21 protein-coding genes and 2 pseudogenes are annotated in these 14,315 nt (G+C 28.0%); 14 read left to right on the top strand and 9 right to left on the bottom strand.

Going from position 1 to position 14,315, the window contains the following annotated elements; genetic code table 11:
* Positions 1-46 precede the first annotated feature (46 nt).
* Entirely contained in the window at positions 47-766 is a 720-nt protein-coding gene (aroD, locus tag KA873_RS11630; RefSeq protein WP_107505379.1) for a type I 3-dehydroquinate dehydratase, read from the bottom strand.
* A 176-nt stretch (positions 767-942) separates the two neighbouring features.
* Between aroD and KA873_RS11625 the strand changes: the two genes are divergently transcribed.
* From KA873_RS11625 to KA873_RS11605, 5 genes are all read left to right on the top strand, one after another.
* Positions 943-1,368, top strand: a complete 426-nt coding sequence (locus KA873_RS11625; protein ID WP_040030180.1) for an organic hydroperoxide resistance protein — start codon at positions 943-945, stop codon at positions 1,366-1,368.
* 486 nt (positions 1,369-1,854) lie between these two features.
* Positions 1,855-2,391 (top strand): GNAT family N-acetyltransferase, encoded by a 537-nt coding sequence (locus tag KA873_RS11620; protein ID WP_107386610.1) that lies wholly within the window; start codon positions 1,855-1,857, stop codon positions 2,389-2,391.
* A 204-nt stretch (positions 2,392-2,595) separates the two neighbouring features.
* Positions 2,596-2,862, top strand: coding sequence for a hypothetical protein (locus KA873_RS11615; RefSeq protein WP_107386611.1), 267 nt, complete (start codon positions 2,596-2,598; stop codon positions 2,860-2,862).
* Positions 2,863-3,040: 178 nt separating this feature from the next.
* Positions 3,041-4,336: a CitMHS family transporter gene (locus KA873_RS11610; RefSeq protein WP_107384304.1), complete on the top strand. Its 1,296-nt coding sequence runs from the start codon at positions 3,041-3,043 to the stop codon at positions 4,334-4,336.
* Between the two features lie 391 nt (positions 4,337-4,727).
* Entirely contained in the window at positions 4,728-4,964 is a 237-nt protein-coding gene (locus KA873_RS11605; protein WP_107384305.1) for a hypothetical protein, read from the top strand.
* 9 nt (positions 4,965-4,973) lie between these two features.
* Here the strand turns inward: KA873_RS11605 and KA873_RS11600 are convergent, their stop codons facing one another.
* The 4 genes and pseudogenes from KA873_RS11600 to KA873_RS11585 form a co-directional block, all read right to left on the bottom strand.
* The gene (locus KA873_RS11600; protein WP_107384306.1) at positions 4,974-5,189 is read right to left on the bottom strand and encodes a sterile alpha motif-like domain-containing protein; all 216 of its coding nucleotides are present in this window, start codon (positions 5,187-5,189) and stop codon (positions 4,974-4,976) included.
* Between the two features lie 250 nt (positions 5,190-5,439).
* A pseudogene (locus KA873_RS11595) lies at positions 5,440-5,820 on the bottom strand (transposase); the annotation flags it as partial.
* A gap of 464 nt (positions 5,821-6,284) precedes the next feature.
* On the bottom strand, positions 6,285-6,491 hold the full coding sequence (locus tag KA873_RS11590) for a TM2 domain-containing protein (RefSeq protein ID WP_107385367.1): 207 nt from the start codon (positions 6,489-6,491) through the stop codon (positions 6,285-6,287).
* 94 nt (positions 6,492-6,585) lie between these two features.
* Positions 6,586-7,074 (bottom strand): hypothetical protein, encoded by a 489-nt coding sequence (locus KA873_RS11585; RefSeq protein WP_107386684.1) that lies wholly within the window; start codon positions 7,072-7,074, stop codon positions 6,586-6,588.
* A gap of 227 nt (positions 7,075-7,301) precedes the next feature.
* Between KA873_RS11585 and tsaT the strand changes: the two genes are divergently transcribed.
* From tsaT to KA873_RS11565, 5 genes are all read left to right on the top strand, one after another.
* Positions 7,302-7,484 (top strand): type II toxin-antitoxin system toxin TsaT, encoded by a 183-nt coding sequence (gene tsaT, locus KA873_RS11580; RefSeq protein WP_107385374.1) that lies wholly within the window; start codon positions 7,302-7,304, stop codon positions 7,482-7,484.
* Between the two features lie 581 nt (positions 7,485-8,065).
* The gene (locus KA873_RS11575; RefSeq protein WP_107385375.1) at positions 8,066-8,314 is read left to right on the top strand and encodes a hypothetical protein; all 249 of its coding nucleotides are present in this window, start codon (positions 8,066-8,068) and stop codon (positions 8,312-8,314) included.
* 127 nt (positions 8,315-8,441) lie between these two features.
* Positions 8,442-8,576, top strand: a complete 135-nt coding sequence (locus KA873_RS13700) for a hypothetical protein (RefSeq protein WP_258230502.1) — start codon at positions 8,442-8,444, stop codon at positions 8,574-8,576.
* A 149-nt stretch (positions 8,577-8,725) separates the two neighbouring features.
* Positions 8,726-9,688, top strand: a complete 963-nt coding sequence (locus KA873_RS11570) for an arsenic resistance protein (RefSeq protein WP_210140442.1) — start codon at positions 8,726-8,728, stop codon at positions 9,686-9,688.
* A 162-nt stretch (positions 9,689-9,850) separates the two neighbouring features.
* On the top strand, positions 9,851-10,039 hold the full coding sequence (locus KA873_RS11565) for a hypothetical protein (protein WP_019467911.1): 189 nt from the start codon (positions 9,851-9,853) through the stop codon (positions 10,037-10,039).
* 87 nt (positions 10,040-10,126) lie between these two features.
* Here KA873_RS11565 and KA873_RS11560 read toward each other — a convergent pair whose 3' ends face one another.
* Positions 10,127-10,366: a hypothetical protein gene (locus KA873_RS11560; protein ID WP_154409359.1), complete on the bottom strand. Its 240-nt coding sequence runs from the start codon at positions 10,364-10,366 to the stop codon at positions 10,127-10,129.
* 410 nt (positions 10,367-10,776) lie between these two features.
* On the opposite strand from KA873_RS11560, the gene vraX reads away from it, so the two are divergent.
* Positions 10,777-10,941 (top strand): C1q-binding complement inhibitor VraX, encoded by a 165-nt coding sequence (gene vraX / locus KA873_RS11555; RefSeq protein ID WP_164996921.1) that lies wholly within the window; start codon positions 10,777-10,779, stop codon positions 10,939-10,941.
* Positions 10,942-11,307: 366 nt separating this feature from the next.
* Here vraX and KA873_RS11550 read toward each other — a convergent pair whose 3' ends face one another.
* Positions 11,308-11,694 (bottom strand): VOC family protein, encoded by a 387-nt coding sequence (locus KA873_RS11550; protein ID WP_107386663.1) that lies wholly within the window; start codon positions 11,692-11,694, stop codon positions 11,308-11,310.
* Between the two features lie 231 nt (positions 11,695-11,925).
* Here KA873_RS11550 and KA873_RS11545 point away from each other — a divergent pair, with 231 nt between their 5' ends.
* Positions 11,926-12,126, top strand: coding sequence for a helix-turn-helix domain-containing protein (locus KA873_RS11545; protein WP_107385383.1), 201 nt, complete (start codon positions 11,926-11,928; stop codon positions 12,124-12,126).
* A 250-nt stretch (positions 12,127-12,376) separates the two neighbouring features.
* Here the strand turns inward: KA873_RS11545 and KA873_RS11540 are convergent, their stop codons facing one another.
* Entirely contained in the window at positions 12,377-12,559 is a 183-nt protein-coding gene (locus KA873_RS11540) for a hypothetical protein (RefSeq protein WP_107505408.1), read from the bottom strand.
* A 136-nt stretch (positions 12,560-12,695) separates the two neighbouring features.
* A pseudogene (locus KA873_RS11535) lies at positions 12,696-13,501 on the bottom strand (alpha/beta hydrolase).
* Between the two features lie 182 nt (positions 13,502-13,683).
* Here KA873_RS11535 and KA873_RS11530 point away from each other — a divergent pair.
* Positions 13,684-13,956: a hypothetical protein gene (locus tag KA873_RS11530; RefSeq protein ID WP_107386690.1), complete on the top strand. Its 273-nt coding sequence runs from the start codon at positions 13,684-13,686 to the stop codon at positions 13,954-13,956.
* Between the two features lie 197 nt (positions 13,957-14,153).
* Positions 14,154-14,315: a hypothetical protein gene (locus tag KA873_RS11525; protein WP_181187807.1), complete on the top strand. Its 162-nt coding sequence runs from the start codon at positions 14,154-14,156 to the stop codon at positions 14,313-14,315.

Below are 14,315 nucleotides of genomic sequence, written 5' to 3'. Positions count from 1 at the left end.
TTGATAACTATTTTCAATTATAAGATAGTACGATTAGATTTTCAAACTACTGATATAGCTTTAATTGCGCGCGCAAAGTTTCAACTTGTATCTGTCCAGGTGCTTTAGGATTATCCAAACAACCATATGATACTGCACCACCAAAAATACCTTGTGCAGTTCTTGAAATGATGCCTAATTTTGACATAGCAATGCCAATCACTTGTTGCGGCACTGTATCAACTGTTGCTGATAATGCTGATAATAAATTTAAGACATCTTCTTTACTATAAGGCATGACCGCAACTTTTAAGTAATCTGGATTCATTTGATGCATTTTAAAATACAAATGTTTTAACTGAACCAATGGTGGCGTTTTTTGAAAATCATGATAAGACAATATAACTTCAATATCATTTTTATGGGCTTGATTAATCAAGTTCGCTATATAATGAGATTGATGGTTAATTTCAAATTCAACATCAATCATATCCACTTGGTCTATTTCAATTATACTTTCAAGTAATTTAATGTACGCATCAATCGGCAAATCACCTTTACCGCCTTGTGATTGTGTGCGATAAGTAACTAAAATTTTCTTGTTTAAATTTAGCTTATATAATTTATCAATGACATTAGCTATGTCATCAACTCTTGGTGTTGCCCACTGATCAACTCTTAATTCAATTATATCGATAGATGTTTGATATTTTATTAAATCGTTTAAAAAAGTTTGTGAAATTTCACTTTCTGGTTCTATCGTTACTGCAATTTTTACTTCAGACATTTAAAAAACTTCCTTTTCACTCAACATTAAAATTATTGTATAACAATATTGAGAACGAACACAATCTTAAAAGAGCATCGTTTAAGTAAATAATAAAAATCTATTCACCTTTTTATATGATTTAAATTTAATTTACAGGGTATAGTCGTTATATAAGTAATTTAGGAGGTAATATAATGGCAGTAAATTATGAAACAAAAGCAACGAATACAGGTGGTCGTAACGGTCACGTTCAAACAGATGATAAAGCAATTGATGTAGCAGTCATTCCTCCAGCACAAGCTGATGCTGAAAAAGGTACTAACCCTGAACAATTATTTGCAGCAGGTTATGCGTCATGTTTTAATGGTGCATTTGATTTAATTCTTAAACAAAATAAAGTGAGAGGCGCTGAACCTGAAGTCACTTTAACTGTACGTTTAGAAGATGACCCAGAGGCTGAAAGCCCTAAATTAAGCGTTTCAATAGATGCAAAAGTTAAAAACGTTTTATCACAAGAAGATGCAGAAAAATATCTACAAGATGCACATGAATTTTGTCCATATTCAAAAGCAACACGCGGTAATATTGACGTAGATTTAAATGTACAAGTAGTAGAATAACGATAATGCTAAACCCCCAAATTCCTAATCGAATTTGGGGGTTTTTTGTTGTTTTAATACTGCTTATACTTATGTCATGATGTCTTTTGATCGTTTTCTCTTTTTTATTAATTGTCTTCATCTTTATAATTAATCCAGATGTAAATCATTAATATGGCAAAAGAAATCAAGATAAGCAAAATTAGCGAAACTATAATAGTCATTAAAGATTCCACTTATCGTGCCTCCGCTCATAATATATCATCCACCATATTATACCATAATTATCATATCCATTCGCGTTACTTAAAAATTAAATTAAATGCAATTAAACACTTAAAAACTTCATATTTTTTGTTTTTTAAATTAAAAATGATTCCATGTTTTTGAATAAAATTAAATATAGTGTTGCTCAATTATCCTTTTTCCCTTAAAATCAAATTTAATACGGCTGTAAAATTTATTAATCTATTATATAAATGGTTTATAAAGTTTAGGAGGCATACAATGACAAATATACGTTATCTATCAATCGATGATTTACCCAACTATAGAACATTATTAAAACGTGGCATTCATGAAGATCTTGACGTATTTGCTTGGAAATTACAAAATGATCGATGCTTAGCCGAACTCAATTTAAACGATTTACTTTCTACTAATTCAAATCAATCAATTGTCATTGGAGCCTTTCGAGATAGTGTTTTGATAGGTGCTGTAACACTTATATTTAATCAAAATTACAGCCTGTCACACAAAGCAGTAATCGAAAATATGTGTGTTATGGGTAATAACCATGAACTCAAAGAACAAATTGCCAAACAATTAATGAAATATGTATTCCAAATCTGCCATGATAAACAAATTGAAATTCTAATGACTTCACTTATATCAAATAATATTAGTGGCAAAGTCTTTTTTAGTAATTTAAATTTTGAATTACTTGCAATAGAAAAATTTGCCAGAAAATATGATGTAGATTATGTTGATGAACATTGGTTGATTTACTATTTCAATGGTGAGGATATGACTTTATTCGAATAAACAAGTCTTTTATACTACTCATTCACAATACAGACGCCTCCTTACTACTATAATTTGACACTTTTCGTTAATCATCTTTTTGATAAATGTTACGCCATATATAAAAATGACTTGCAATTAAATTGTTAAGCAAATATTATTTTATTAAGCTATCATTTATAACATTAGATTAATAAAAGTATTTCTTAGAGAGGACTGAACAATTTGAAATATGCAACGACATTATTATCACTGTTCTTGTCATTAATTACATTAGCAACACCATTATTAGCAGTTAATAAAATTTTAGAAGGAGACATGCAAATATTAGCTGGTCTGTTATTCATATTGGGTGTACTACTTATTAATTTATATGCATGTTTACGCGGGGATCGTATTGCTAATATTTTTGCTATGTTGGTATCATTATTTTCTTTAGCACTACTAAGTTACCCTTTTTGGAAATCATATGTAATAAATTTTTTCATTTAATTTTATAAATACATATTTATTTTATAATATTTAATAATCGCAAAACACTTCATAACTATTTATTTGAGTTATGAAGTGTTTTTTTTAGCATATACTTTTTAAAAAAGAGTAATATTTTATTTTCAAAAAATTTCTGAAAAGTATATAATGATAAAAACAAAGGGGGAAAATTGAATATATGAACTTAGCAATTCTAGGTTTTATTATGATTATCATCTTTATGGTATTAATTATGACACGTAAAATGTCAGCTTTAACTGCGTTAATTGTTATACCTACCATTTTTGCTTTGATTGGTGGCTTCTATGCAGGTTTAGGTAAGTTTATGTTAGATGGCATAGAAACTGTTGCACCAACTGGAATTATGCTGACTTTTGCCATACTTTATTTTGGCGTTATGATAGATGCTGGCTTATTTGAACCAGTCATTAATCAAATTATAAAAGTCGTTAAAGGGGATCCAGTAAAAATAGCAATAGGCACTGTAATTTTAGCATCCATGGTAGCACTAGATGGTGATGGTACCACTACTTTCATCATCACCGTAACTGCAATGATGCCACTTTATAAAAAGATTGGCATGAGTCTATATACTTTATCTACATTGGCGCTTCTATCTATCGGTGTAATGAACATGTTGCCTTGGGGTGGCCCCACTGCACGTGCGATTTCATCTTTGCAAGTAACTACTGAAGAGGTCTTTGTGCCTATCATACCTGCAATGATTGCTGGTATATTATTTGCTTTTGGAGTTGCTTACATACTTGGAAAGCGTTCAAAAAAGTATATTACATCAAATACAAATATTGATTTAAATGATATAAAACCTACCGATACAAAAGAAGAATCTTTATTAAAAAGACCAAAAATGCTTATTCCAAACGCAATACTAACAATTTCATTAATCGTCTGTCTGGTTATCGGCTTAATGCCAATACCAGTCTTGTTTATGCTATGGTTTGGCTTTGCAATATTACTAAACTATCCTAATTTAAGTATTCAAAATTCTGTTGTAAAAAAACATGCTGGAGATGTACTTTCTGTAATCAGTCTTGTTTTTGCTTCAGGTATATTTACAGGTGTAATGAATGGAACAAAAATGGTTAACGAAATGGCTAATACTTTGGTACAAATCATACCAGATGCTATGGGCACTCATTTTGCGTTAATCACAGCAATTTTGAGTGGACCATTTACATACTTTATGGCAAATGATCCTTTCTATTATGGTGTATTACCTATTTTAGCTGAATCTGCGCAACAATTTGGTATTTCCAAAGTTGATATGGCGAGAGCTTCAGTTTTAGGTCAGCCTTTACATGTGTTAAGTCCATTATATGCTGCTGGTTACTTACTTGTAGGTATGCTAGATATAGAATACGGCCAAAACCAACGCATAGTAATAAAATGGGCTGTTGGATCTAGTCTATTTATGATTTTTGTAGCTTGTATTTTAGGAATTATACCGTGGTAAAAATGCATATCTCAACTTACTTCAAGAAAAATATGCACAGTAAACAAAAATGTTAGCTTTTGAATACAAAAAGAACTCATCCACATCAAATTGGATGAGTTCTTTATTTGTATACGAGTTTATAATTTAAATCGCCAATTAATTAGTTGATGACATGCTTTTAGTACTGTGCTTATATTTATATATTAATGATTATCAACAAATACATATTATTATTCATTAGTAGACAAACGATTATAATTATACACTTTAGAATACTTTAAAATAACAAATTTCCATCATTTATTATTTTTTCATCAATTAGTAGACAAATAAAATAAAATTGTCGTTTTATTTTATTTGTACTTGGGTAAAACTTAACGTCGGATTTACAATGTTAAGGAGTGTTTTTATGAATCAGATTAATGAGTGTGTATATATTAATCCTTCAAAAATTTCTCTCGATTGGGAATGTTTTGTTCTAAGTAAAAGTGACATGGAATTAGATGGCCTACCTACAGAACTTATTAATACCTGGATGGCTCAAGATATCATTGAACCTTTTTCAATTAGAAATAATGAAATTAACTTTAGAACGGAAGACATTAAATATGCTCTAAAAATAAGAAACTGGTATTATGAACAATGAATCTTTATGCTAATTGACACTTAAGTTATTCAGATATAAACTTAATGCTCTTTTTGCAGACGTCATTATTTCATTATAATTATAATTCGTTTTAAAGTATGCATATAATTCATGATATCCTGTTGCATGTTTAGGGAAATTCTTATCTTTATTTATAAAATAGGCAAGTTGACCAAGTGGCGTGTCGTCATTAACAAAGTCATTTATAAAATCATAGAATGTCATAAGCATTACCTCGATTATTTAAATTTTAATCGTTACATGTCTTACTATTTAAAGCCTTTTCATAATCATAACAAATAATATTTATTTGTCTATCACTGTTCATTTTTAAATTTAAAAATGAACAGTTTAATTGTTGTTTTCATAGTATTTAATCAAAATTGTAAATATTGTAAAGTTTATGAATTCTATTGCTAAAGCAATAAAAATTAAATACTTTTTTATTTTAATTTGGTTGATGTCATTATATTTTTCAATATAAAAACGAGTTCAGGACATAAATGTCTCTGACTAAACAGAAAACGATAGTTTCTATTGAAATAATGTAGAAATTGTCGTTTTCTTATTTTTATCAAATAGTGTAGCTCGTTGAGCTACACTATTTTCCTTACATTCAATGCCATTAGGACAAATCCTAATTCTCTTTTGACTTTGTCTATCTCTCGAACTGACATTCGAGTGAAACCTAAAATAGCCTTCATGAATCAAAAAACTGGTTCTACATCAATTTTTCTTTGACTGTAGATTTTTTAATCTCTGGTTATGAAAGCTGTTGATTAATTTGAGATTTAAAATACTCCCAATTAAAATGCTTCATTATCTTCTTATTCGTTTTTGAATTGTTTTTCATACATAAATTTTATTGTACTGATTTTGTAACGTGCGGACGCCGGGGGAATAGTATGAGTGAGAGACTACAGGCTCGAACCATACCCCAGGCAAGCATGCACGGTCAAAATCGCATATTATTCTCATATCAAAAGGTCCAATTCTTTATTACTTATGATTTCTGGCTAATTCATGTTATTAATTTTATAAAATAAGAACTTCATCAATATATTAGAGGTAATGAATTGTTTCTAATGAGCCTTTGCTTTTGTATCTTGATAAATATTTCAAACGATTTTGCATTGTGCTGACGCCCGGGGAATAGTATGAGTGAGAGACTACAGGCTCGAACCATACCCCAGGCAAGCATGCACGGTCAAAATCGGAAGATTTTAAATATAAAGAGGACAAATCCATTGTTAAGGATTTGCCCTCTTATTTTGAGAATGGGATTTATGTCCCAGCCTCGTTTTATTTTATATCATAGTTTTAAACTAAAACATTGCCATTTTGATCTGCAGGTTTAAATACTGTAATAATCGCACCTATAATAGCTAAAATTTGTGGAATACCTGTCCAACAAAATACGAGGAACAAAAGACCCATACCAGTTTTTCTAGCATAAAACTTATGAATTCCAAAACTTCCTAAAAACACCGCTAAAACAATATAAATTATTTTATTTACTTCATTCATAATTTTCTATCTCCTTACTTATTTGATTCACTGCTATTATACACCGTTATAATTAATAAAATCTAAAATTTTAATGTTTATACGCTAATTCTTTTTAATTGGCAAATGTTTTTTCGAAATATGCTTTTTCAATTTTCAATATTTCTGTATATTCGGTTGGCATTATTTCTACACTCAGTTCAATTAATTTTTCTAAAATGTTATTAATTAACTTGGCGTTTTGTGCTCTATCATCAAAATGTACTTTCACTTGTTCTATCATTTCATTTTCTTCAATTAATATTAATGCTCTCCCGTACGTTTTATCTTTTTTACCACGTTGAAAAGCTGACTCTAAATAATGACTTATATCCTGAGGTGTATGAAAATTTTCAAAACCCGTTTTAATATGTGTATTTAATTTGCTTGCAATGTCTTTTAATCTTTTGTCTTCTTGCTCAGTTTGTGGCATTAAGTCATTTCTAATTGCTTGCTTCAATTCTACAATTAACTGTTCTGCTTCTTGAAAATCTTTACTGTTACAATCTTGTATTTCATTTACTGCTTGTCTTGCCCTATCCAATTTTACTTTAAAATTGCTCATGCAATTCCTCTTTTCTACGTTAAACATAATCATGCTGATATTCTATTTCCACAATTTAATTTTTATAACCAAATTCGTGAAAATATCTTACACTATGGCATCTTATGAATAAATGATAAAATATAATACAAACGAGCTTACAAAACTAAAAACAATTAATTTTTAAGTTATTGAATAAAATCATCAAATATTATAGCTAGATGACATTACAAAGGAGGGACAAGAATTTGAGTTTACATTTCATGATTGTATTTTGGCTTTCACTCATATTTTTAATTTGTGGAATTATTTCTTTAATATTTTATAAGTTGAAAGACACACAACAAACCAAAGAATCTTTACTCGGACTGACCGTTATGTTAATTATTTTTGGTGTTGTGGGTATACTCTTTACCATTATTTTCAGTTAGATCATATTTAGGCGTTCAATATCAATTCAATGCGTATACGATCAAACAATCTTAGTTTAAACTAAACGATACCATAAGCTTCTGAGGTGCCACTTAAAATCAATTTATAAGTGGCGCTTTATTACAAGCTTTCACCCATGAATCACTTAAAAAGCAACATTTCCTCCTACTTCTATAACATAAGTCATTTAATTTAAAAAACGAATCAAATATGCTCGCACTTATGTTTGTATTTTATACGTATCAATTCAATTTGTAATGAAATGAAAAACCATTAACAAAATAATAATTAATATAAAAAAATACACAAAACGTTTAATCGCTCTTATTTTTTCATGGCGTATCTCTTCCTTAGAGTGATTAACATTTTCATGCAACCTCGTATTTATAAATAAAAATGGCATTGTTGCTAGAAAAGCAAAAATTAATGCTAATATAATAGATAATAAAACAATCATGCTATCACCTCTTATTCTTATGTATTTGGTGAACTTATTCCCTTTCACAATCAATTAATTCAAAATTTAATATTCTTCTTTAGAAAAATATTAAAAATGTAGCAATATTAAGGAGTGACAATTATGAAATTAACCTATTTACCTAAATGGCAATTAATAAATCAAAGTCAAAAGCAATTTATGATACAAGAAGATACAACTTCTATTTCTCTTGTAAGTCCAATTAATGATTATGCGATGGGTATTTTAAGCCAAATTTTCTTTACGATTGAGCAAGGAAATGTTGTTAATACCACAATTGAAAATAATAGTGATGAATTAAAAGTAACAGTCGATGAAGAAAATTCAACACTTTACGTCGTCGACCTTTAAATAACCCTTATATAAAGGAAACAAACACAATAGTATTTTTTATTTAGTCAGTGGATTTTAGTGTATGATGTATATAAATATAATTATTTTGTAACAAACATTTAAATTCATACAAGTGGGTGAAAATATGAAACTATTAAAAAATCTGTTATTACTTATATCTGGTGTTTTAGTTATTCGTGCATTACTTCTAAGTATTGATAGCACAAATGATGATAAAATTGAAAACAAAGTAAGTGTTCAAGATAAAGACAAAAAATAAAATCGAAACTAGTTCATATAAAGAAGTGGGACTTGAAATCAAAATGGCATACATGATTTCTCACCACTTTTTTTATTTCAGGTTATTCTGTATTACTGACTGTGTATGAAATAAATCCATGAACAAAAATTGATATACGAGAGGTCATTATGCAATATATAAAATCCTTGATTGAAAAGTACCAAATTCACATTTATTTTATAGCACTTTTAAGCGGTGTCCTTGTTGGCTTAATATCAAATATTTTTGCCAACATATTAGAATCTATAATTTCTGCTAGTTTGTTTCTACTTATGTTTAGTATGTTTTCACAAATTCCATTTTTTAACATCAAACACAGTTTGCTTAATATAAAGTCTATTTTGGCATTATTAATATCAAATTTTATTGTTATTCCTTTATTTGTTTATGGCTTGATCTTATTGTTTGATATTTCAGATGCACCTATCCTAATCGGGTTGTATCTTGTTCTACTAACGCCTTGTATTGACTACGTTCTTGTTTTTAATGCATTAGGAAAAGGAAACGAACGACTCATGATATTTGCTACACCACTACTGTTTATATGCCAAATTTTATTATTACCTTTATATTTCACACTATTTCTAAACACTGATATTTTTTCACAAATAGATATTTTACCATTCTTTAAGTCGTTTTTGATGTTTATAATTTTCCCTTTATTATTAGCACTTCTATTGCAATATTCTAGTAATAAGTCCAAAAACATAAATCAAATATTAAAGTTCACATCTTGGCTTCCCGAAATTTTTATGGCTCTCGTTTTATTTTCAATTGTAGGATCACAAATAAATAAAATTATCCATAATTTAAATATTGTCATTACAGTTATACCTATTTATATTTGTTTTTTAATCATTGCTCCTTTAATAGGTACCTTATGTGGTAAATTATTTAAAGTAACACAAGAAACCAAAAGGACCATTGCATTTAGTTCTAGTACAAGAAATGCACTAGTTGTCCTACCTTTAGCATTAGGTTTACCAAACCATTGGGTAACCATTACAACTACAGTCATTATTACACAAACATTATGTGAATTATTAGGCGAACTTATCTATATCAAAATGATACCTAAATACATTAAATAATCACATCACTATATCAGAAGCTAATTATTATTCATTTCACCTCAAATATATTAAACTTATATTAAATTAACATTTTACACTATGTTAATTGAATTATCTCATTAATACTGTTTAGTTATACGTCAAACGATAATTCTGTAATTTGAAAACGGGGTGATTAAGATGCAAATATTAAGAAGCGTATCTGAAAATAACCGTACGACTTTCCATATTAAAACGGATTTAGGCTTAATTATCAAAGTTACTGCTGATAATGAATTAACTTCAAAAGATATAAAACAATTATTATTAAAAATAGCTAATGACATGGATCAAAAACTTCAAGGCAATATTGAATCATTTAAAGCTTAGTTATTTTTGATAAAATGACTCATATAAAAAGGAGTGAAAAGAAATCATTGGTAAACATAGATTCCTTTTCACTCCTTTTATTATTTATTAATTAACAATTACAATTATAAATCCAATAAATAGCACTAACATTGACAATCGTGGTTTACTTTTTCCAAACAAACCACTCAATAATACAAATGCTAGACCTACAATTAATAATTGATTATTAAATGTTGTTAACCCCATTAAGTCACCAGCCATCATGATAACGCCATATATAATAACAACTGTTATCGCCAGGCTACATAAAAATGACAATATACTCAATAATCTCACAATATACATCCCTTTTTTAAATAGTCATACTATATGCAGTATAAAACAAAAACGCCGCTTCGAAAAGCGACGTCAATCTCGAAAATATATTCCACACTAAAGTTTGGAGGACTTTTTGTGCTTGGTTAGTTATACCCTTCTTTATAATATAAAAACACAAAAAACTAATTTTCTCAAAAAAATATCATAAATTATAATTAACAGTTGAAAATGTATTATTTTAAATAAGATTCAACAAAATAATTAAATTAATTAAATCATACCAGTGGAAATGAATTTAATAAAAAGTTATCCTATAGTTAAAGTATTAATCATTTCAGTTATAAAATAAGAACTTATTCGTCTTATGAAAGTAATGTTTCTATTTAGACATTATTTTATATTATCGTGAATTGTTTTATAGAAAAAAGGGTGATGAGATGAAAGTATTACGAAAAGTTTATAAAGACGAAGAACCGATTTACCATGTTAAAACGGATAAGGGTTCTGTCATTAGAATTAAAGGTTCTGATGAGCTAACCGACGCAGAAACTGAAGAATTATTAACAATTGTTGCGGAAGATATTGATAAAATGAAAAAATAAATACTCATGTTTTTGAACGATGATTAATACGGCGGATAAAGGGGTTATATCGTATTGATCATCGTTACTTTACTACTTAGTTTACATCGTTATTGGATTGTAATTCGTATAAGAATGCATTTTGCAAACTCATAACTTTCTGTAAAGTTCCCTCCAATAAAATATACTTCATAAACATATCCAAAAATTTGTTAACCAGCGTTTAATTCAGAGGGCTACAAAAAATGATTATTCATTTTCATCGGTGATGAATACAGAAATTATATTTTATAAAGTGCTTTAATATAATAAGTAACAAGCACCAAATTTAACTTATATCATAAAAATTGACGATAAATTAAATCTAGTGCTTAGAAAAATATATACTTATTGCTCAATTAATTGAATTAAATTACCACAAGTGTCTTCAATGATTGCTAATTTAATTCCTTCAACCTCTTTTGGTGCTGTATGAAATTTCACATCTAAATCTGACAGTGATTGGTGTGTTTGTTCTAAATTAGAAACGCCAAACATCGTTACGGGAATACCTGCATTAAACAAATCATCTTGATATGCTTTTGCTATAGGATTCTCATTAGGCTCAAGAACGATTTCTACCGGATTGTTAGAATTGTTTTCTTTTACAGTTAACCATTTAAACCCGCCACCAATCTCCATGTCATGTACAAGTTCAAAACCGAGCTTTTCTGTATAAAATTGTTTTGCCTTTTCTTGATCATCTACAAAAATACTCATAGCAATTATTTTCAATTTATTTTCCTCCTTATTATAAATATTTTTAATATTTTAATACCCTATCCTTATATCCTGACACTTTATACAATCAACAAATGATTTATATTTTATTCAAAATATTAAAATTGTTGGAAATAACATTTCAATTAATTCTAAATAAATATTTAGTTATTTGAACATACAGTTTATCTGTACTAAAATAATTAATATACGTATTATACATTTAAATGATGGAGGTTTTAGATTTTGGAAATTTTAACTGAGCTACGTGAAAAAGAGCATTTAAGCTTGTCTAAATTAGCAATTAATTTAAACAAAGACTACGAGAAAAGTTATAGAATATGTCAAATATGGGATTGGGAACATGGATATAGAGAACCATCAGAAAATGACACTAAAATTTTAGCTGATTATTTCAACGTCCCTCAAAAAACATTTAGTCACTAATTATATGAATTTAGTACACATATTGAATTTATATAATTAGTGATTAGATTGATATCATGTATCACAATTTATATATGGACGAGATAAACATCATTTTTTTAATAATCTAGTCGACTTGCAATAACCGGAATGATTAGAATGTGTGTGATTAATTAAAATCATGATTATCAGACATTTTCTGATTAATCACTGTCTATATTATGTTTAAGCCTGAAAAAGTTTTCAGGCTCTTTTTTTATCGTGTTATTCATTACTTTTTATAAATAATTGTAATAAAATAATCTACGCCTTCCACAGTGTTTGTAACTGAAGGTGTAACTGAAACAAGTTCCCAATGCTGTTTATCGTCAACTTCATGTAAAAATTGGTTCACTCGTGTATCAAATTCTTCGAAACTCTCTTCGTATTCCATGTGCAAGGTTTTAATAAACATATTTGTCTCCTTCAATTATTTTGTCTTAATTATTTTTTTATTATAAATCCTTCAAATTACTGAAACAAACATTTTAAAATATTTGAGGACTTAATCAACAATAAATTTGTAAATCTACTTTAAAAATTCATGTGAATTATATTTCATTATCTAACCAATCAACAATTTCTTTAAAAATATTCTTGTTAAAAGAAGATTCATTAAATATTTCGTGTTGTAAACCATCATAAATATGAATTGATTTATGTTCAGAACCTATTTCATCAAATAATTGTAATGAATCTTGGTAACTCACCAACCCATCTTCCTTACCATGTAATATAAGTGTATGTTCAATAAATTTAGATGCATTTTCTTTTAAATACGCTATACCATCCATTAGACTAACTATTAATCCCATTGAAATTTGCTTTGCATTCAAATCATCTAATGCATATTTTTCAACAACATTTTGATCTGAACATAGTCCTTCACTAAGTTCGTTATCAAAATAACTATACTTATCTACATGATTGTCTACTTCACCAAACGTTTTCTTATTATATCTCGTTAAAGCGCCAGATGTTATTATGCCGTCTACTTCATTAGGATATTGTGTACCGAATAATGTTACTGTATATCCGCCCATACTATGACCAATTAAATATATCTTCCCTTTATAGTCTGCTTTAACTTTATCAACCACAGCAGTCAAATCTTCAACAATCTCATCTTTATTACTATAAAATGTCTGCTTGCCTTCTGATCGACCATGTCCCCGCTGATCATACCTAATAACATTGAATTCATTTTTATTTAAGTAATTAGCTAATTCATCATAACGATCAAGATGTTCAGCTAATCCATGGACAATAATAATATTAGCTTTAGCCTTTTCAATTTCATTTATTTTTCATAAAGCTTCGTGTTATCTTTTGATGTTATATACTTTATATAATTCATTTTTATTTCACCCCATAGTATTAAAAATAAAGTTACCTATATTATTAAAATCCCCTTCCAAAATAAAAACAAACTTAATCCGCCTATAATATTCCATAAATTAATAAATGGTGTTTAAACCCAACCTTCTTTCAACCTTTAAATCTTAGTTAATGATATGCTTATATCGGAGGGCGATATAAATGGCGAAATATATATTATCCTATAATTTAAATGCTATTTCTTATGGGTATGAAAAATTACCTTCTAAGTTAAATCTTGTTGGTAAACCTTTGTACATCTACAAAGGATTGTGGTTGTTAAAAAGTGACTTAGATCAAAATACGATTTGTGAAAATATAAAAAGTGTATTCAATTCAAATGATGATTTTTTAATATTTGAAATAAATCAAAGTCCTTTAGGTACCTTGAGTGAACAAAAGTACGATGAAATAATAAATTTACTTAATGATTAAACATATTCTTAAATTTGAATGTGTTTTTTATTTGTATTATTTAAGTTTATTTCATAAATATGTTATACTTTTTATTACTTAAAAGATTTATGTATAGTACAATTATATAAATGGTCAACTTTGTACTTCAACCTATTTCACAGTTTCATTTGCAATTTCATAATTTTAAAACAATGACCATTGTTAAGGGGATATTTATGAAAATTATTGATTTCAAAATTAGTAACTATGATATAATCTATACTGTTAAAACGACAAAAGGTAATACGTTTTCTCATGCACTACCTAAAGATACGACTTCGCATAATGTTCATCGCTATTTGAATATATTGTGTAGTAATGTTGATCGAGCAATGTAA

This window comes from Staphylococcus sp. GDY8P45P (assembly GCF_017892745.1).
In the GTDB taxonomy this organism is placed as follows: domain Bacteria; phylum Bacillota; class Bacilli; order Staphylococcales; family Staphylococcaceae; genus Staphylococcus; species Staphylococcus cohnii.
The sequence above is the reverse complement of the archived record's forward strand: the minus strand, read 5'-3'. Positions and strand labels throughout refer to the sequence as shown.